This window comes from Flavobacterium sp. HJJ (genome assembly GCF_015351475.1).
Classification (GTDB): Bacteria; Bacteroidota; Bacteroidia; order Flavobacteriales; family Flavobacteriaceae; genus Flavobacterium; species Flavobacterium marginilacus.
The window spans coordinates 1-21524 of record NZ_JADKPR010000019.1; the positions used below are offsets into that span (position 1 = coordinate 1).

Consider the following 21524-nt stretch of genomic DNA (forward strand, 5'->3'; position numbering starts at 1 on the left):
CTGTTCCAACAAAACCAGATAATGTACCTGCTGTTACTGTTCCTGATACTGCACTGCCGTCATATGCTTTTGATGCAATCACAGGTGCTGTAATAGTTAATGCTTTTGGTGTTATTGTTAATGTTACTGCCGAACGTGAAGCACTGACACATCCTGTTGTTGTATTTCTTGCTTCTGCATATACTGTATAAATACCAGCATTTATTCCAGTTGGTGCATATGTTGTTGTTCCTGACACGAGTGCAGTTCCTCCACTTAAGTTGGCATACCAGTCTATTGTTGATCCCGCACTTGTTGTTGCGGATACTGTTGTTGTATTAGTTGTTTTATCATATACTTTAGTATTCCCAGTGGTTGACGCAACAGTTGGAATAGTATTATTAGTCAAAATAACTTCACTTCTTGCAGTACAGGCACCATTTGTAATTGTCCAACGCAATGTTGCACTGGATCCTACAGGAACTCCAGTAACCCCAGAATTATATGACGCTGGAGTGGTTATAGTAGCTGTTCCGCTTACCAAACTCCAAGCACCTGTTCCAACTACCGCAGCATTTCCTGCAAGGGTAAAAGTAGCGGTATTACATTTGGCCTGATCTGGTCCTGCATCTGCCGATGTTACGGTAGCACTCACTGTCAGCGTCGCTTCCTTAACAGGACTAGTAAAAGTCGTTGAACAATTCGTCGGTGCACTTGTGGTTATTATACTTGTTATGCGTAATTTCTGGCCATTATTTGTAAAAAGTAAAGGTGCTGATGTAAAACTTCCTGCTCCTGATGCATTAGCAACGACTCCTGTTATTGCTGTTTGTGCAATGCCATTGATACTATAATTAATAGTTGAAGTACTGCCTGCTAACAAACCTGTTAAATTAATTAATGCGCCAGATCCAGTACAAGCCGTTCCTGATTGTGTAGCTGCAGTCAAAGTCGGGTTTGGACTAATTATAAAACTCCCGTTCATAACTTTACAATCAGTAGATCCAACTATAGCCATTACTGTATATGTACCCACTGCCGTTTGACTTCCGAAAGCAGTACTGGGAATAGCAGATCCTGTGCCAGGAACAAGTGTACCTACCTTTGTTGAACCATTAAGCACTAATTGATAGCTAACTCCTACTTGAGAACCACTAAGTCCAATTGTAGCTGGAGTTCCCGAACAAACACTAGTCCCCGTAATATCATAAAGCGTTGGATCAACAGAAGAAGTAAGTTGAATATTATCAAGAATCCAGTCATCTCCTCCGATTGTACCGTTACATGGTGCACTCGCAGTAGCAGTAATGCCTGAGGTTGTCGCTACAAACTCAAGATCTGCACTTGTTGCACCAGTCCATGATGGAATTGTGAGCGTTATTATACCTGAAGTTAAAGCACTTGCTGCTATTCCTGGCTTACCTCCGCCTGCACCCGTACCTGTACCTCCTACTGTTATAGGAAATCCTGTTTGTGAGTAAGTTGTCCCTGTCCCGTAGACAATGATATCAGATGTAGTAATGGTAGCATTATTTGCTGGATTTGTAATCCTCATATAAGTTACTCCTCCTATTTTTACATCAAGAGTAGCAGAGGTACCACACATCAATCTATCAGCATTCTGCCCTGTAATTTCAAAAGAAAGTGTTAGTGTCCCTCCTAGCAAACCATTAACAGTTTGTTTTAGCGATAAATCTGTTACACCGTCTTTGTCAATATAAATTTTATCTTTAGCATAAGTCGCCTCATAATACCAGCCTGTAGTACTAGTCTGCAATGTCCAGCCAGTAGCGCCTCCAGTAAAATCTCCATTTTTAACGGTATTACAGTTTAACTGCCCAAACCCACTGGTCTGCAGCAACATCAATATTAAAAATGTAAATAGTAATTTTATTTTCATATCATTGTTTTTTTGTGGTATTATTATTTATTTTTTTTAATGAATTACCATGAGGCAGAGTCATTAAGGAATTCTTATGATTAAAAAACTGTATATTTTATAATCTTTTCAAAAACTAAATGCCTTGATATTATAATTTGCTGTATCAAAAATATCTTTTCTAAAAAACAATAGTTTCTGTATTTCGATGAACGCACTTTTACTTTAGTTCAGTGCAAATTTTTCTGCGATAAAACTTGAAGCACATCCAGTAAAATCATCTCTCCTAACAACATTACAGCCTGACCGCCCAAACCCAATAGTTTGCAGTAATGTCAATAATAAAAACGTAAAAAGTAATTTTAATCTCATATAATCGGGGGAATTATTTAATACAATAGAAGCTTAATTTCTTAAGCAAAAAATATTCATAACCCGAACTCCATATGGATCCGGATACGAATACTAATGATAATTTTTAGAAAAAAAGAAAATAAAGGCTAGCCAAAAGACAAAAGATTTACTGAATCTTCTCTTGTGCTATATTGTTTGATTAAGTGATCAAACACAAACGTTATTATCAATTTTGATAAAATATAACAATAACTTTTACGCTTACTTATCTGGGGAGATAAAAAAGCAGCTGCAGTAAGTAACGTTTTATTCATACAATTTGGCTTTGGGGGTAAGTCTATTTTTCATTTTACAAACTCACAAAACTGTTTCTCTTTCTATTACATTCAAAACAGTTTCTATTTGTATCATGCTCTATCTATTCTAAACTAAACATAATTAATACGATACAAAACTAAACATTAAAAAAATAACAGCAATCATATTTTTCCAAAATCGTATAAAAATTTTAACAAAAAAAGACCTTTACTTTCAAAAAGATGAGAAAAGAGCAAAAAAAAGCCTCACCCTGAATTAACAAAATGAGGCTGATCGAAACTATATTTTTTTTAAATCCGCTTTATAAAATAACTTTACTGGTTGTCGATTTACCATTTTTAAGCTGTGTTTTTATAATTAACATTTGCTTCGCAACACCTAAATCGTTAATTACAAATTCTTTACTATTGATATTGTTTTTATTAAACAATTGTATTTGACCAAAACTATACACCGAAATCTCATCTATAGGAGCTCCCGCTGAGTTAATGGTTATCTGATTGTTATTAACTGAGACAAATACCGATTTTCCTTTTCCTCCATAAATCGTTTCAACAGATACTTCTGCTGGGACTTCTGGAACAATTACAACTGGTTCTGTTACAACCGGAACTGGTACTACGGGAATGGTTACCACTGGCTCAGTCACAACTGGAACTGGAACTTCTGGAGTAGTTACAACTGGTTCTGTCACAACCGGAACTGGAATTTCTGGAGTGGTTACTACTGGCTCGATCACAACTGGAACTGGAACTTCTGGAGTAGTTACAACTGGTTCTGTCACAACCGGAACTGGAATTTCCGGAGTAGTTACCACTGGCTCGGTCACAACTGGAACTGGAACTTCCGGAGTAGTTACTACTGGTTCTGAAACTACTGGAACTGGAACTTCCGGAATAGTAACCACTGGCTCGGTCACAACCGGAACTGGAACTTCGGGAGTAGTTACAACTGGTTCGGTCACAACTGGAACTGGAACTTCGGGAGTAGTTACAACTGGCTCGGTCACAACTGGAACTGGAACTTCTGGAACAGTTACAACTGGTTCTGTTACAACCGGAACTGGAACTTCCGGAGTAGTTACAACTGGGTCTGTCACAACTGGAATTGGAACTTCGGGAACAGTTACCACTGGCTCGGTCACAACTGGAACAGTTACAACTGGAACAGTTACAACTGGTTCTGTTACAACCGGAACTGGAACTTCGGGAGTGGTTACAACTGGCACAGTCACAACTGGAACTGGAACTTCGGGAGTGGTTACTACTGGTTCTGTCACCACAGTCACAATTGGCTCGATAGGAGGAGCCGGCGCTACTGGTGCATTAATATAAAGCAGTACAAAACGGTCATTAAATCGGCCAATCAGTGTTGTAAAACTATAAGCACCGCTTTTCAAATTATGAATAGTACCTGTGGTTAAATCTTTAAGAAAAATATCCTGAGTAACAAAGAGACCGTCTACATGATCTATACTGATTTCAAATGTACCTCCCATAGTCGATTTATAACCCAACGGAACTTCATCAGTTGTTACAAATGGCAGACCTCTTCCTTGTATGGTCAAATTTTTACCTCCGTTAATACTGTAAAAATCAACATAAGGATTCGAATCCAAAGTAACAGCATCATACAATTTATCCCAGCCATTGGTTGCTCCTGTAACATAACCAATTAACTGCTGTTTAAAAGCTCCTTCAGCATTAGAAAAATTCAGCCAGATTCTATTTCTTTCTATAACTGCCTTTTTTGAAACAGATGAATTTATAAAATCTGTACGCTCCAGCTTAACATCCCTATTACCTGCCGAAGCTTTTGTATTTATTTCTTTTCCGAAAGAAGTTTGTGAAATTAATAAAAGACTGCACATAAAAAGTAAAATTGTTTTCATAAGGATAGGGTGTTAAATTTTGAACTTTTTTCAATTAATCATCTAAATAGGAAATTTGTTATTCTGTAATCAAAATCATACTCTAATTTAAAGAATAAATTTGAAAAAACAGAAGAAAAGCATATTTAATCGATGAAAAACACTTTTTTTTTAATATAGTAATACTAAGCCTACAAAAATAAATAATTAAGTTAGAAAAAATAAATTTGACGTAAATCAGATATGATTTTTATTATCAGACAATTAAATTATTACCAGTCATTTTATAAATTTCACAAAAAAGAGGCTTAAATATTTTGAAAAACAAAACCAATACGCGCTGAATCCGTAAGCTTAATTTTGCATAGACTTAATTTGAAGTTTTTTATTTACAGCAAATAAAAGAATATGACTGTCCACAAATAATACAATGTCTTTTTTTCCTGCTGATTACACAGATTCTCAAAGATTTCATTACTATTTTTTTAAAATCTGTGTAAATATTTTTAATCTGTAGCTAATTCGATCTTTTTGGCAGTAGTTAAGGATAATCATATATATAAAAGAAAGACTCTAATAGATAAACCTTTTGTAAAATTTCAATCAGCAAAATTATTAAGGGATAAATTAGAACGCGCTAAATAGAATTTTATCTATTTCTATGAGCAATAAAAATTAGTAAACAATGTGAAAGCAACATCTTCAGGAAAAAATTATTTTTGTTTGATATAACCAAAAACTTTTATCCTCAATGAAAGAAGTCTATTCCCTCAAAGATGCCATTCAAAAAATAGAGCATTACTGTGCCTATCAGGAGCGATGCCATGAGGAAGTTGTATCCAAATTATGGAGCATGAAATTGGATCAAAACGAAATAGACCAAGCCATAGTACATCTCATTGAGCATAATTTCCTAAACGAGGCGCGGTTTGCCTGCAGTTTTGCCAGAGGAAAACACCGTATCAAACATTGGGGTAAAATCCGGATTACTAATGAATTGAAACTGCGCAGCATCAATCAGACGCTGATTAATCTTGCTCTAAAAGAAATTGAACCCGAAGAATACATTGCCACATTTGAAGAACTAGCCGAAAGAAACTGGAGCTCTATTTCTGAAAAAAATGTTTTGAAGAAAAGAAAAAAATTCTGCGATTATATGCTGCGCCGTGGCTTTGAAAGCAGTTTGATTTATGATAAGGTGAAAGAATTGGAAAGAAGTGAGCAGTAATCAGTTTATTAGTAATCAGTCAAAAATGGAGTAAGAATCAAGTCTGTCAATCTCTTTTTAAAATTTTAATCTTTAAAGCACCTAAGCTTGTTAAGTTATGGGATTTTAAAAAATCAGTGTCAATTGGTATAATCTGTGCTAAAAAAATTTACTCATTTAACTCATTAAATACTCAACAGAACGCTCACCGCATTCCCGCCAAAACCAACCGCATTGACCAAAACTTTCTTTATTGGTTTCGTCTGTTTTTGCGCTTCCGCAAAAGGAACTCCGATAAACTCATTGTGCTGCATCATCAAAATAGCCATTTCCATACTCAAAATACCTGAAGCTCCAAAAGTATGTCCGATTTTCCATTTGTTAGTAGTCAATAATGGAATGCTTTCGCCGAAGATTTTTTCAATCGCTCTATACTCTGTCAAATCACCTTTTATGGTTCCCGGTGCATGCATTACGATGGCATCAACTTCGGAAACATTACTATTCTGCAAAGCCATTTTCATTGATTTCTGAAAACAGACAGCTTCAGCCGATATCGAAATATTATGCTCCAAAATTTCAGTAGCATAACCAATGCCTTCAATAAAAGCAATGGCATTCTCTTTTTTACCGATTTCAAGACAGCATACTCCAGCGCCTTCGCCCAAAATCATGGTGTTTAGTTTTTTGTCCAAATCCAAAGCTCGGTTTGGATATTTTTCATCACTTTTGGAGTAGATTTTCAAAGCACGCATCTGACCGATAGTAAAATCTGTCAAAGGAGCTTCACTTCCTCCGACCAAAAATTTATCAGCCATTCCGGCTCTTAACCAGGCAACACCATTAAGAACGGCATGCAAAGCCGTCGAACAGGTAATAGAATGTGAAATCTCAGGTCCTGTACTTTGCAGATCATGCGCGACCCAAGAGGAAATATTCCCCAAAGTAGTTGTTGGCGATGCCAAAGTCTGTGCTTTTCCAGTCTCCAAATACTCCTGAAAATGTTTTTCAAACAAATCGGTAGCACCCCGTGAAGAACCAATGTTGATTCCGAATTCATCTCCTTGTGTCCAGCCGGCTTTTTCAATTGCTTTGCGGGAAGCTGCCATCGCAAACAAAACAGATTGATCTAAAGATTTATATTTTATATCTGATTGCTGCAGATTTTCAATTTCAGCTAACGAATCAGCATCAAGAACAGCTACAGCCGTATTCTGATGGTCCAAAAACTGAGTAGAAAAACATGGATTTTCGGAAAGGTAATTTTCCCAGATCGTTTCAGATGAATTTCCCAGAGACGAAATGGAAGCTATGGCTGTTATGGAGATAATTTGTGACAAAATATTATATTCTGATTTAATCGCAAAGGTCGGAAAGTTTTAGGCAAAGTCTGCAAAATAATTAAACATCTGTGCAAATCCGTTTAACCCATCAAATCCGCGGGTAATAACTAAACTATTTCCAAAGCATTTACGACCACTTCATACACTTTATCCAATTGTACATCAGTAATTACATATGGTGGTAAAATATAAACAATATTCCCAACAGGTCTCAAAATCACACCATTTTCAATAAAAAAATCGTAAAGCTTGTTACGTAGCGTTCCATAATAACTCGCCGAAGTTTCTGTTTTTATTTCCAATGCAAAAATAACGCCCAGCACTCTAGTTGTAGTAACCATCGGATGGCTTTCAGTCTTTTTTTGAAATTCTAAATGTCTCTTATGAATTCGGATTAAATTTTGCTGCATTTCTTCGGTTTCGAGCAAAGATAAACTAGCCAATGCGGCAGCACAGCCAGTAGGATTAGCGGTAAAAGTATGTCCGTGGAATAATGCCTTATTGATATCCTCGTCATAAAAAGCATCAAAAAGATCTTGGGTAAAAGTAGTAATTGCCATCGGGATGGTTCCGCCTGTCAATGCTTTGGAGAGACACATCATATCTGGCTTTAGTTCCAAATAATCGCAGGCAAATGTTTTTCCGGTTTTGCCGAAACCTGTCATCACTTCGTCTGCTATTGTTAGCACATCATTATCTTGGCAGATTTGAAGCAGTTGATCTAATGTTTCGGGTTCATACATTACCATTCCGGCCGCTCCCTGCACCAAAGGTTCAAATATGAATCCAGCACAATTGTTATTTTTAATTACTTCGCGAAGGATATCAAAACTTAGCTGTTCCTGACCTTTCACAGGAACCGGAATCCTAACGACATCTATAAACATCCCTTGGAAAGCTTGCGTATAAAACGAAATTCCGCTTGCAGCCATAGCGGCAAAAGTATCGCCATGAAAAGCATTTTCAAAAGCAATAATCGTTGTCTTTTTTTCACCTTTATTGTAAAAATACTGCAAAGCCACTTTAATCGCTACTTCAACCGAGGTCGAACCGTTATCTGAAAAAAAGATTTTCTTTTGATTATTTGGCAAAATGGTCATCAATCTTTCAGCCAAAATAATAGCAGGTTCATGAGTAAATCCGCCAAACAATACATGTTCCAAAGTGGTTAACTGCTTGTAAATTGCATCGGCAATGAATTTGTTGGAGTGTCCAAATGGATTAATCCACCATGAAGCGATGGCATCAACATATTCTTTATTGTTTTCGTCCCAAAGTAATGCTCCTTCTCCTTTAGTTATCGCAATGGGAATTGCTGCTGTTTTGTGCTGCGTATATGGATGCCAAAGATACTGGCTGTCTTTTTCGATTAAAGTCATTTGATTTCAGATTATTGATTAACGATTTATGATTTTAGATTGGTATTACAAACAAATCGTTAGAACTTAGTATTGATTTTTGACATTGATCTTGTCATTATAATTGTAAAAGTTGATCACGAAACCTATCTGCATATTCTTTGATAACATTTTTATCAAAATAAGGCTCCTGTTCTATTCTACCGATACATTTGAGGCGTGTTTTATTCAGAATAATAGATTCAGTAGATTTATTTTCATCTCCCGAAAAAACAATTCCTCCTATCGCTATTTTACGATTAAGCAAAGATTCAATTGTAAGTAAGGTATGATTAATACTTCCCAGATAATGTCTTGACACCACAATCACTTTATAATCGTACTGAATCAAATCAATAACGCATTCTGAATCGTTCAATGGAACAAAAATACCTCCTGCTCCTTCTATAACCAGATGGTTATCAGTTTTCGGTTCTTTTATTTTCTGCAAATCAATAACAACGCCATCAATTTCTGCAGCAAGGTGCGGACTTGCAGGTGCATTTAATGCATATGCATTCGCATGAAATTTTGACTGGGTATTAGAGACATAAGATTCTACCTTATGGCTATCAGAATTATCCAAATCACCTGCTTGGATTGGCTTCCAGTAATCAGCCTCGAGAGCTTCGACAATAATAGCTGAGGCAATGGTCTTGCCTACATCAGTAGAAATTCCTGTAATGAATAGTTTCATAGATTTTTATTTCGCAAAGTTTTAAATTACTCTTCGCATATCATCTTGTTTTTTGTGAATCTTTGAGTTATACTATTTAGAAGCACAAAAATACCAATAAAAAAACAAACCCATCATTGCAATGGGTTACGTTTTATTATTCTTCTTTTAATTCATCAAGAACTTTCCGGATTTCTTTGGCATACTTTCCATAAAAAAAGTGCACCCACCATTCGAGAGCTAAACCCATAAATAGGATAGAAAAAATAACGATTGAAAATGTAGTAATCAAAAAGGGAGTACTATTTATTCCTTTAGCAAAAAAATCAGGAATTTTATAATGCATAAACCCTAATAAAAACAATATAAGAAATGGTATTAATGCAAATCCGAAAGTTTTATACAGCTCCATATTCAGCCTAATGTCAAAATAAGTTTCATACAAACTGTCTTTGGTGTTTAAAGTAGTCTTGTCTAATCTTTTATAAAACATAAATAACTTCACCAAATAATAAATGCAAACTGCCACAAATATGGAGAAAAGTAAATAGAATCCAGCAAATGCATTCACAGGAACATCAAAAATGAAAGGAACAAATCCAATCAATACAATGGAAATGATTTGATAGAAAAATTCCTTTTTTGAGTTGTTTTTAATTATTTCCAAAGGCATATTTGCCGAATTTATTTTATCCAAATGGGTAGGAAGAGTTACATTTTCTGTTTTTTCATTCTTCCAAGCTGATTGTATATCGTTAAAGTCCATAACCTTGTTTTTTTATAATTTCTTTTAATTTATCTTTTGCTCTGTTCAATTTAACCCTTGCATTTCCTTCTGAAATACCCAAATTAACTCCTATTTCTTTATGTGAAAATCCCTCAAGCTGATAGAAAATAATAGCTTTGTCAATTTTGTCCAATTCCTGAACGGCTTTATAAAAATGATGCAGCTGACTTTCTTTGTGATCAGAATCGCTTTCTTCTTCCTTGATATTTTCAGAGGCTATTTCGTATTTATCAACTTTTCGTTTTTCCTTTTTCAAAAAAACAATTGATGTATTAATTGCCACTCTGTACATCCAAGTCGAAAATTGGCTTTCACCTTTAAAACTCTCATAGGCTTTCCAAAGCTGCAGGACAATCTCCTGAAACAGATCCTGCTGATCGTCCGGATTATCCATATACATCTTGGAAACCTTGTAGAGTATTCCTTTGTGCTGCTCAATTCGGTTTAAAAATTCCTGCTCTTTGGTTTTCAAAATCTTAATTCATTATAGGTTTTACTGTATATCCAGCCTTCTTTAATAAATTGATTACTCCAAGATCTCCTGCTAAATGTGCCGACCCCACTGCAAAGAAGACACTTTCTTTTTGCATCATTTCAGGCATTATTTTCAACCAATTCATATTTCTGTTATTCAATAATGTTTCTTTAGTAGTTGCGGACATCAATTCTTTGTCTGTTGTCATTGCATAAAGCCCATCTATATTTTCACTGGTATATTCTTTTATCATGGTTTTAGTCATATTGCTATCAATCTTTTGCAAATAAGCGATCAATTCATCCTCAGTAAATGATTTGCTTAAAATATCCAATTGCACTGTAGCTTTTTCGAGTCCAACAATTGGTTTATTGCTTTCTTTGGCTTTAGCAAGAAATTCCATTTCATAAAATTTTAAATCGGTACAGCCAAACGATTTCATAAACAATAAACTCATAACCGTTTCCAGCGTATAGCTGTCAACCTGAGCCAAAGTAAGTCCTCCGTTATTTTTTAACACTTCTTCCAATTGTACAATTTGTTTTGTGGACAATGTTTTAGACAATGGTTCTTTACCAACTGCTGCCTGTTGAACTATTTTCAACTCGTCGACATCACTCATATTAATTTCTAAAACCAGTTTCGCAGTTTTCGCAAAAGCGTCTGCAGTTTTAGGTTTCATCACAAAGTCTTTTCCGCAAATCATGTGAATGGTTCCAAAAAGATAGGATGGTTTTACCAATCCATTACCCGATACTTCCCACAATACCGAATTTTCATTTTTTTGAGTTTGCGCATTAACTGCAAAATTAAAGGCTAATACTGTGACTGCTGCAATTGATTTAAATACATTTTTCATAATTTGTTTGTTTTTTGATTGATGATTGATTTTTTTACGACTCGTAAGTAATCAAACAATTAAAACGTTACAAAAAAATATAATGTTTTTTAAAGAAGTGAGGAAAAGCAGGCAATTAGAGATGAAATTTCTTCTTTTGAATTGAAGCTATGGATACAAAAACGCAATCGCTCCTGCCCTTCAGGAACTGTAGGTGAAAGAATCGCTTTGACGTCAAAACCATTTTGCTGAAGCGAAGCAGCAATGCTTTTTACCTTTTTATTTCCAGGAACGATGGCACTTTGTATTGCCGATTTGCTTCGGATAAAAAGCGGATTCAAATACAGCATTTTTATCACCTGATTAAAAAAAACAATATTCTCCCGAAGAGTTTCAATCGCTTGTTTATCTTTTTCCAAATGATGGTAACCCATTAAAACAGCAGCAACCGAATGAGGAGAAAGTCCCGTGGTGTAAATAAAACTTCGGGCAAAATTAACGAGGTACGATTTTAATGTTGATGAACCCAAGACCACTGCTCCATGACACCCCAAGCCTTTACCAAAAGTCATAATTCGGGCAAATATTTTGTCTTGTAAATGCAGATACTGAATCAATCCTTCACCTTTGTCACCGAAAACGCCTAAAGCATGGGCTTCGTCAACAACCAAATAACAATTGTATTTCTCCGAAACAGCTGTTAATTCTTCCATATTAGGACAATCACCATCCATCGAAAAAACCGATTCGGTTGCAATATAAATAATCGGTTGAGAGATATCTGTTATGGCTTTGGAAATTAATCGCTCCAAATCCTCAAAATCATTGTGCTTGAATTTATAGGATTTAGCATTCGATAATTGTATTCCATCCCGAATCGAAGCATGACAGAGTTCATCATACAAAATCAAATCGCCTTTTTGGGGAACGGAGCTAAAAAAACCAACATTGGCATCGTAACCGGAATTAAACAGCAAAGCCGACTCCGATTGATGAAATTTCGCAATATAATCTTCCGTTTGGGAATATAAGGCATGATTGCCTGAAATCAATCGTGATCCGGTTGCACCATTACTTTTTATGTTATGATCCAATAAAAATTGATGGACTGCATCGAAAATTGCTTCCGATTTTGAAAAACCGATATAATCATTCGAAGAAAAATCAATTAAGTCATTAGGTTTTGGAAGTAACCTAAGTGATTTATTTTTCTTTCTGATTTCGAGTTTATCGGTAAGATTTTTTGGAAAATTCATAAAACAAAGTTATGAAAACCAATCGTATTTTTATTAGAAGATCTAACAGGTTTTTAAAACCTGCTAGGTCTGTTTATCTTATTTACTAACCCCATCCGCCTTCTTCATTTTCTCCTCAGCTCTTTTAGCTGCTATTGCTTTTCCAATCGTAAGACCAGCCGTTATGTACAAGGAACGATTAAACTAGTTTAGACTGTCCACACCCTTTAAAAGCGGAACCAAACCGTGATAGTATTGCAAGCCAAGGTTTATGACGCATTTTCCCGTCTTTAATCCAGAAATAGCAAAAAAAATATACTTTTCAGCAGACCCAAATTAGGGCAGACTCTATGTCTTTTAAACTTTCAGGCAAGAAAAAACAACAAATTTTTACCATCAGACAATTTTAAACAAAAAAATGCCCGACCTAAGCCGAGCATTTTAATTTATTAATTCTGAATGTCTTAGTCTGCTAAAACAATTACCTTATTGTCTTTTAACTCAAGAGTTCCAGAGGCAATTTCCAAAGTATAATTCTGATCATTAATCTTTGTAAACAAACCTGCTGCTTCTTCGCTTAAATCAAAACTAGGAGCTGTAATATTAACCGTTCCTTTTTGCAGCAATGAAACTATTGGTGCGTGATTATTCAGCATTTGAAAACGTCCGTCTACTCCCGGAACAGAAATAGAAGTGATTTCTCCTGAAAATAATTTCGCTTCTGGTGATACTATTTCTAAAATCATAATTTTTTAGTTAGTAGTTGATGGTTGATGGTTCGTCGTTGTTTTCTAACAACTGATAACTAACAACTGACAACCAATTACGCTTCTGCCAACATTTTTTCTCCAGCCTCGATAGCTTCTTCAATAGTACCTTTAAGGTTAAAAGCTGATTCTGGCAAGTGATCTAATTCACCGTCAATAATCATATTAAATCCTTTGATAGTATCTTTGATATCAACTAATACACCTTTTAATCCTGTAAACTGCTCAGCAACGTGGAAAGGCTGAGACAAGAAACGCTGTACACGTCTAGCTCTAGCTACTGCTAATTTATCATCTTCAGATAACTCTTCCATACCAAGAATCGCGATAATATCCTGCAATTGTTTGTATTTTTGAAGAATTTCTTTTACTCTTTGAGCACACTCATAGTGATCATTACCAATAATGTGAGGAGCCAAGATTCTTGAAGTAGAATCCAATGGATCCACCGCAGGGTAGATACCTAACTCAGCAATTTTACGAGACAATACCGTAGTAGCATCAAGGTGGGCAAACGTTGTTGCTGGTGCCGGGTCAGTTAAGTCATCCGCAGGTACATATACCGCTTGTACAGATGTAATAGATCCTTTGTTTGTAGATGTAATACGCTCCTGCATTGCTCCCATCTCAGTTGCCAATGTTGGCTGGTAACCTACCGCAGACGGCATACGGCCTAAAAGAGCCGAAACCTCAGAACCTGCTTGAGTAAAACGGAAGATGTTGTCAACGAAGAAAAGAACGTCTTTTCCTTGGTCAGAACCAGCTCCATCACGGAAATACTCAGCGATAGACAATCCAGAAAGTGCAACACGTGCACGAGCTCCCGGTGGCTCATTCATTTGTCCGAAAACGAAAGTAGCTTTAGACTCTCTCATTCCCTGTAAATCTACTTTAGATAAATCCCATCCTCCATTTTCCATAGAGTGCATGAAATCTTCACCATATTTTATAATTCCAGACTCCAACATCTCACGAAGTAAGTCATTCCCTTCACGTGTTCTTTCTCCTACTCCTGCGAATACAGAAAGTCCACCGTGACCTTTTGCGATATTGTTAATCAGCTCCTGAATCAATACTGTTTTACCTACTCCAGCACCGCCAAACAATCCAATTTTACCTCCTTTTGCATAAGGCTCGATCAAATCGATTACTTTGATACCTGTAAATAAAACTTCAGAAGACGTAGATAAATCCTCGAATTTTGGTGCTTGCTTGTGGATTGGGGTTCCGCTTCCACCTGTTTTTGGTAAAGCTGGCAGACCATCAATTGCATCACCGATTACGTTAAACAAACGACCGTAAACATCCGCACCGATTGGCATTTGGATAGGATTTCCTGTTCCAACTACTTCATAACCTCTGCTCAAACCATCTGTTGAGTCCATCGAAATGGTACGAACAGTGTTTTCACCGATGTGAGACTGTACTTCAAGTACTAATAATGTACCGTCTTTTTTAGTGATTTCTAATGAATCATAAATTTTTGGAAGTTCAACTTCTCCGTTGAAAACTACATCGACTACTGGTCCAATGATTTGGGCAACTTTTCCTATTACTTTTGACATTGCTTATGTATTTATTAAATAGCTATTTAGGTTTATGAAATACAGCCCATCGAAACTCCTCAAATGGATACTTTTTTCAGAGTGCAAAGATAATTTTTTAAAATATAAAATCAATATTTTTTTTTATAAAAAAAGCTAAAATTTTATTGAATTGACTATTAAGGTGTTTCAAACTAACAAAACCGCCTATTTTATCTTAAACTCAGCTTCTACATTATACTAAATCCAGGCCAAAACTAAAAAAACCACCTCGCTATAAACGGGTGGTTTTTGATATTTTGAAAACTAAAAATTTATTTTATAACGGCAGGAAATAAACTTTGATATTGCGACAAATCGACCCTTCTCAATGTTGACCCATATTTAGTATTGACTGCATCTATAAAAAGATTAGCAATAAAAGCATAACCTCTTGGCGTAGGATGAACACCATCTAATGAAAAAGCACCTCCTGTTACATAAGATGCGGTCATTTGAAAATTTCCAAAACGCACTCCTGTTGAAGACAATTGAGTCAATGCAGCTTTAGTATCTACAAAAGCAAGTCCTTTAGATTTTGCAACAGCATCTATAGCCAAATTATAAGCGTCTGTAGCTATAGCTACTTCCTTAACTTCATCTTTTGAAAGCACCCATTGATCCGTCAAAGGAACAGAAACTCCATTAATTTTTGTCTGGTCTCCACCTACCAAAGTACCAATGAAAGTTCTTGCTAATAATACTACTAAATCTTCCTTGGTCGCCTGTCTGTACGACGGCACTTTATAAGCTGACAAATTAGTCAGGTAACTATCCTCGATAACAACCGGATTATTACCTGCAGCAAATTTAATTGTTCTTCTTGCTGCTTCTTCAGCAGTCAGCAGTTTGTTAGTAACCATAAGCTGCAGTCCGCCATTATATTGCGCATAGCCTGAATTTAACTGAGCCGCCTTTGTCGCATCCAAAGCAACTGGGTTATAAGGAACAGTTGTAAAATAAGGCAATGAAGTAACATATGGTAAATTTGCCACTACTCCTTTGGCTCCTTTAGCCGTCAAATTAGCAACCAAGGCTGTATATACATTTGCAAAAACATTTGGATCTGTAATATCATTTGAACCATAAGTAGACGGATCTAAATTCCCTGTTTGATTCACTCCAACACCTCCAGATGTTGCGTAAGACAAAACATCATTTCCACCAATAAATAAAGAAAAGAAAGTTGGCGACTGCACCAAAGCATCAGCCAGTACTGTAGTTGTCGCAGATGTAGCAAAACGTGCATAATACGGATTAGCTTTCCCTGAAGCCACACCTGCAGCATTTCCATATCCTGCTGCCACTAAATGATAACTTTTGGCTCCCGGAATTCCCAGATTACTAAAAGAACCCGTTAAATGATTTGTTACTTCCGTAGTTGGAGTACCTGGCACCGAACCAACAATCGGCGATTTATCAGGATTAAAACCTAGAATAGCTTTTCTAGTTTCTGCAATTGCAGTCCCTCCCAACAGCAGACCGCCTAAATTATCAGATGTTAAAGGCGTTGTAACAACCGTACCGCCAGCAGGCATAAACTGCTGCCCCAATATATTTACATATGACGTTGCCTGACCTGCTTTAAACAGAGCACCGTCACTATAACCCGCTGCGAAAGAATCACCCAACGCTACATATTTTGCAAAAGAAGCTGAACCTGGAGTAACAGGAACTTCTGCAACCACATCCTCATCATTATCGTTACATGCTGCAAAGCTTAAAGAAACCAACAGCAGCCATTTGAAATTTTTTATCATACTAGTATATTTTTAAGTTCTTGACTTATCTTTTTAATTAAGGGTTAATAGTTAATGACGCAAACCATTGCTGGCCTATTGCTCCTGAACCGATTACTTGAATATAATCTTTTCCTCCAATATTAGTCCCTCCTACCTTAAACAATAATTTATACTGCGGAAGAGCATAATTAACTTGCGCATCAAATACTGTTGCAGATTCAATCATACCGTCTCCAAAAGAAGATTGCCATAAATACTCAGAATTCCATCTAACATTCGTATTAAAACCAAAATTTTTAAACAGTCTAGTATTTCCTAAAGATGCTTTTACTCTATGTTTTGGAGTATTAAAACCCGTAACAAATCCAGGATCTTGAGATTGATCGAAATCCAATTGAGAATAATTATAATTTGCTCCTAATTCAAAATTTTTATAGACTTTTTTAGACAAACCAATACCAAAACCTAACGAGGAAACATCCGCAGAAGTATTACTGTATACTTGATAAATTCTTCTATCACCTCGTGTCAGGGCTTTTACTGAGCTTAATTCATCTAATGGATTAAAAGCAGCATTCACATCTCCATAATACACTCCTGCTACTCTAGAAGTATTCAAGAAATGATTGTACTGATTAAAATATCCATTAATATCTACTGAAAAATCATTATTAATAACCGTTCTATATCCCAATTCATAAGCCTTTACTTCTTCAGGACGAACTAATTGTACATTGGCCGCTTGCAATTTAGCTACAGCAGCAACAACACCTGCTGGAGAAGAGTCCTCACTCAACTTTTTACTAAATTCCTGCACAGAAACCAAAGTGTACGAATTATTATATGCATTATTACCATCCATAACAACGGTTGGTGTAGCAGGTTTACCAGTCGCTATGAAAGCAGCCTGCCCTGCAGCACTTACATTCAATGTTTCAGAAAAACGAGATAAATTTTCTGGTGCAGAACCAATTAAAGCAAACGGACCTAAATCAAGCCCGATGTACTGATCCTGTGTGGTTGGATTTCTAAAACCTGTCTGGTAAGAAGCTCTAAAGTTGTGTGCTTTTTTCGCTCCTGCAGAATACACAACAGAAACTCTCGGCGACACATTCCCATCAAAATTCTGACTCTTATCATAACGTATAGAAGCAACCAGTTTCAAACGATCTTGTAAAAATAATTTCGATCCTTGAGTGTAAACGCCATATTCATTGTAACGAATTGGCCCGTCATAATCAGTAAAAATCGAACCGCTGGAATTCATTTCATATTGACGCGCAGATCCCCCAACTTGAATTTCGGCAAATTTGAACAGATCCTTAAAATTATAATTAACATCTGAATGATAAATTTTGGACTGATCAGTAAATTTAGCCCCTTGCGTTAAATCAGGATTATTTTTTACACTGTTTAATGCAGAAACAAACTCAGGGCTTCCCGGTTCAAAACGAGCCCCCCTTGGTGCTGATGGATTATTTGGATCCGTATTTGACACTAAATTCAAACCTGGCGAAACATTCGTGTCGGCAAAAGTTCGCGCATAATTTGCAGCCTGATTCGCATTAAGTCCCAACACAGCAGACGATAATTGAAATGAGGTCGCATAATCAGTAAACCAGTTAGTATCCGATTTAGCCAATCTTTGAACATTCCAGCCTGCAAAACGCATATCGTAAGAATTTCCAGCGTCTTCAGAAGACTGATATGCCCTTGCAAAAAAGTTTTTCCCTTTCACTTCAATTCTAGTCTGACTCATAAAAAAATCATTCAAAGCATATCTATTTGCTCCTTGATAAATAGTATTCCCAAGACCTAATTTATATTGGAGTATAATCTCAGTATCATTTGCCCATGGCTTAAAATGCATAGAAAAATCTGCCTTTACACTATTTACTTTATTATCATTTAAGTCTTTTTCACGATATCCTGTTCTGCTTACCTGCCCAACATTAGTAATAAAAGTAGTCACTTCATCTCCATAAATATTCAAACCATCATAATTTTGATTTCCATCATGGCCGATAGAACCTCCAGTCACACTTCTTCTGTCATCAGCTATCCATTCAGTAGCTTTCATGTAATTAAAATTAGCCTTAATTGCAAAATGCTTGGTAAAAGCAGTTGCTGCTCTAATTCCCATATCAAAATAATCATTGGTACCCGCAGCATCCTGAGAAGTCTGTCCATACTTTACATAAGAGCTGATTCCTTGATGAATGAACGGACTTTTACTATTCATGAATAAGATTCCATTAAATGCATTGGCTCCATACAAAGCAGAAGAAGCACCTGGCAAAAGCTCAACACTCGCCACATCAATATCGGAAAGACCAATTAAGTTACCCAAAACAAAATTTAACGCAGGTGATGAATTGTCCATACCGTCAACTAACTGCATAAAACGGGTATTCCCTACCGCAGCAAAACCTCTTGTGTTTACAGTTTTAAAAGAAATACTGCTGGTGTTGAACTGTACTTCTTTTAAATTCTCTAAACCATCGTAGAAGGTTGGAGCAGTAGTGCTTTTTACCTGCTGAATCCCCATTCTTTCAATAGTCACTGGCGACTGAAGCACTCTTTCCGGCGCTCTCGAAGCGGAAACAACAATCTCGTTTAATTTTGTTTCTTCTGAATTTAATTTTACAACGACCTTTTGACTTAATGATTCCGCTGTAACATTGGAAGAGGTGTATCCAACAGCGTTAATTTCAAGAGAAAAAGGAGGCGTTTGTTTAGTAATTAAAACAAAAGAGCCATCATAATCCGAAACCGCCGCTTCCTTTGTTCCTGCCAAATTAATACTGGCACCCGCTATCGGCTGATTTTTTTCATCCGTAACAACTCCTTTGATTGAATTTTGTGCAAAAGATATACTGCAAAAGAATAGTGTTAAAAAAAGTAAATACAATCTCATTTGGCTAATTTTTTTTGGTTAATGAAGCCAAATTACGCATATTTTTTAATTATCAATAAAATAAATAAAAAAATTTATTGTTATTTTCATAAAAATACTAATATTAATAACAATATGATATTTTAATAAATTGCATAATTAATAATAAAATAATAAATTATTCATGATAAATATTATGCATACATAGTAATTTAGCAATTTCTTTAAATTTATCATAAAAAATTACAACGTTTTCGTAAAAAGTATAGGACAAAAAAAAGCGAGAAATAATTCTCGCTTTTAAAAAAATTTTATATAACTGTTTATTCAACTGTAACAGATTTAGCTAAATTTCTCGGCTGATCCACGTTACATCCTCTCATGACAGCAATATGATACGATAAAAGCTGTAACGGTATAGTTGTTATAAGCGGCGACAATGCGTCAGATGTTTCAGGAATTTCGATAACATAGTCTGCTAATTCACGAACTTGTTTATCTCCCTTGGTTACAACCGCTATAATCTTACCGCTTCTTGATTTAATCTCCTGAATATTACTCACAATTTTATCATAGTGACCTTGTTTTGGAGCAATAACAATTACTGGCATTAATTCATCAATCAATGCAATAGGACCATGCTTCATTTCTGCAGCAGGATAACCTTCAGCATGTATATATGAAATCTCTTTAAGTTTTAAAGCTCCTTCAAGTGCAACCGGAAAATTATAACCACGACCAAGGTATAAACAATTTGGAGCGTCTTTGAAAACAGCGGCAATTTCTGTTGCTTTAGCATTAGTTTCCAAAGCTTCCTTCACTTTTTCAGGGATAATTTCCAATTCCTGAAGATAGGTATGAAAATCAGACTGTGTCAAAGTTCCTTTAGCTTTAGCCAAACGCAGAGCAAGCATCGTTAAAACTGTGATTTGAGTAGTAAACGCTTTTGTTGAAGCGACACCAATTTCTGGCCCAGCGTGAGTATAAGCACCCGCATGAGATTCTCTGGAAATAGAAGAACCCACCACATTACATACTCCAAATACAAACGCGCCGTGATCTTTTGCTAATTTTATCGCTGCCATTGTATCTGCAGTTTCACCTGATTGTGAAATTGCAATTACAACATCCTTACTGCTTATAATTGGATTTCTATATCTGAATTCTGATGCATATTCAACTTCGACAGGGATTCTTGCAAACTCTTCTATAATATATTCGGCAACCAAACCAGCATGCCAAGAAGTACCGCATGCAACGATTATAATTCTGTCTGCATTCAAAAATTTCTCAACATTATCTTCTATACCTGCAAGCTGAATTATACCCTCGTTAGCATGTAATCTGCCTCGGTAAGTATCTTTAATTACACTAGGCTGCTCATAGATTTCCTTTAGCATGAAATGGTCGTAACCACCTTTTTCAATCTGCTCCAAATTCATTTGAAGTTCCTGAATATAAGGATCAACAATAGAATCATCCTTAATTTTACGAACCTTCATTGGTCTATGTAATCTGATATTAGCCATTTCACCATCCTCAAGATACACGGCATTCGAAGTGTATTCAATAAATGGAGAAGCATCAGAAGCGATAAAATATTCACCTTCACCAATTCCAATTGCTAACGGACTTCCAAGTCTGGCAGCAACTATCTCATTTGGATTTTTTTTATCAAAAACTGCAATAGCATAAGCCCCTACTACTTGGTTTAATGCTACCTGAACAGCTTTTCCTAATTTTAATTTTTCGTTTTTCTGAACTTCTTCAATAAGATTAATTAAAACCTCAGAATCCGTATCAGAAGTAAAAGAATAACCTCTTTTTATCAGCTCAACTTTCAAAGGAGCATAATTCTCTATAATACCATTATGAATTATCACTAAATCGCCAGAATTAGACACATGAGGATGCGAATTTACATCATTTGGAACCCCATGAGTTGCCCAGCGCGTATGACCAATACCTATCGATCCTGTTGTAGTAATTTCTTTTTTTACTTTTTCCTCAAGATCAGAAACTTTACCTTTCGTTTTTGACAACTTTACCGACTCACCATCGTAAAGCATTACCCCAGCACTATCATAGCCACGGTATTCTAATCTCTTAAGACCTTTTATTACAATAGGATAAGCTTCTCTATAACCGATATACCCAACAATTCCACACATAGTTATT

The 21524-nt window shown here is 36.0% G+C and carries 15 protein-coding genes; 1 reads left to right on the forward strand and 14 read right to left on the reverse strand.

Annotated elements, in window-relative coordinates:
• Both IRZ80_RS14760 and IRZ80_RS14765 read right to left on the reverse strand, forming a co-directional pair.
• The coding region (locus IRZ80_RS14760; RefSeq protein ID WP_194642345.1) for a hypothetical protein at positions 1–1879 on the reverse strand (1879 nt) is incomplete at its 3' end.
• A 952-nt stretch (positions 1880–2831) separates the two neighbouring features.
• A complete protein-coding gene (locus IRZ80_RS14765; RefSeq protein ID WP_194642346.1) occupies positions 2832–4421 on the reverse strand; it encodes a hypothetical protein in 1590 nt (529 codons plus the stop codon).
• A gap of 730 nt (positions 4422–5151) precedes the next feature.
• Between IRZ80_RS14765 and IRZ80_RS14770 the strand changes: the two genes are divergently transcribed.
• Positions 5152–5628: a regulatory protein RecX gene (locus IRZ80_RS14770; RefSeq protein WP_194642347.1), complete on the forward strand. Its 477-nt coding sequence runs from the start codon at positions 5152–5154 to the stop codon at positions 5626–5628.
• A gap of 164 nt (positions 5629–5792) precedes the next feature.
• On the opposite strand, the gene IRZ80_RS14775 is transcribed toward IRZ80_RS14770, so the two are convergent.
• The 12 genes from IRZ80_RS14775 to glmS form a co-directional block, all read right to left on the reverse strand.
• The gene (locus IRZ80_RS14775) at positions 5793–6947 is read right to left on the reverse strand and encodes a beta-ketoacyl synthase N-terminal-like domain-containing protein (protein WP_194642348.1); all 1155 of its coding nucleotides are present in this window, start codon (positions 6945–6947) and stop codon (positions 5793–5795) included.
• 110 nt (positions 6948–7057) lie between these two features.
• Positions 7058–8329, reverse strand: coding sequence for an adenosylmethionine--8-amino-7-oxononanoate transaminase (gene bioA / locus IRZ80_RS14780; RefSeq protein WP_194642349.1), 1272 nt, complete (start codon positions 8327–8329; stop codon positions 7058–7060).
• 97 nt (positions 8330–8426) lie between these two features.
• Complete coding sequence (gene bioD / locus IRZ80_RS14785) at positions 8427–9044, reverse strand: dethiobiotin synthase (protein ID WP_194642350.1); 618 nt, start codon at positions 9042–9044, stop codon at positions 8427–8429.
• A gap of 136 nt (positions 9045–9180) precedes the next feature.
• Positions 9181–9789: a hypothetical protein gene (locus IRZ80_RS14790; RefSeq protein WP_194642351.1), complete on the reverse strand. Its 609-nt coding sequence runs from the start codon at positions 9787–9789 to the stop codon at positions 9181–9183.
• The gene (locus IRZ80_RS14795; RefSeq protein ID WP_194642352.1) at positions 9779–10282 is read right to left on the reverse strand and encodes an RNA polymerase sigma factor; all 504 of its coding nucleotides are present in this window, start codon (positions 10280–10282) and stop codon (positions 9779–9781) included. The genes IRZ80_RS14790 and IRZ80_RS14795 overlap by 11 nt, the downstream gene beginning before the upstream one ends.
• A gap of 4 nt (positions 10283–10286) precedes the next feature.
• Entirely contained in the window at positions 10287–11144 is an 858-nt protein-coding gene (locus tag IRZ80_RS14800; RefSeq protein WP_194642353.1) for a TraB/GumN family protein, read from the reverse strand.
• An 89-nt stretch (positions 11145–11233) separates the two neighbouring features.
• Positions 11234–12379: an aminotransferase class I/II-fold pyridoxal phosphate-dependent enzyme gene (locus IRZ80_RS14805; protein ID WP_194642354.1), complete on the reverse strand. Its 1146-nt coding sequence runs from the start codon at positions 12377–12379 to the stop codon at positions 11234–11236.
• Positions 12380–12822: 443 nt separating this feature from the next.
• Positions 12823–13104 carry a hypothetical protein gene (locus IRZ80_RS14810; RefSeq protein WP_194642355.1) on the reverse strand — a complete coding sequence of 94 codons (282 nt, stop codon included), beginning with the start codon at positions 13102–13104 and terminating at the stop codon, positions 12823–12825.
• 77 nt (positions 13105–13181) lie between these two features.
• Positions 13182–14690, reverse strand: coding sequence for a F0F1 ATP synthase subunit beta (atpD, locus tag IRZ80_RS14815; protein ID WP_194642356.1), 1509 nt, complete (start codon positions 14688–14690; stop codon positions 13182–13184).
• A gap of 293 nt (positions 14691–14983) precedes the next feature.
• The gene (locus IRZ80_RS14820; RefSeq protein ID WP_194642357.1) at positions 14984–16468 is read right to left on the reverse strand and encodes a G-D-S-L family lipolytic protein; all 1485 of its coding nucleotides are present in this window, start codon (positions 16466–16468) and stop codon (positions 14984–14986) included.
• Positions 16469–16505: 37 nt separating this feature from the next.
• Entirely contained in the window at positions 16506–19367 is a 2862-nt protein-coding gene (locus tag IRZ80_RS14825; protein ID WP_194642358.1) for a TonB-dependent receptor domain-containing protein, read from the reverse strand.
• Positions 19368–19669: 302 nt separating this feature from the next.
• Entirely contained in the window at positions 19670–21517 is a 1848-nt protein-coding gene (glmS, locus tag IRZ80_RS14830) for a glutamine--fructose-6-phosphate transaminase (isomerizing) (RefSeq protein WP_194642359.1), read from the reverse strand.
• Positions 21518–21524: the final 7 nt, after the last annotated feature.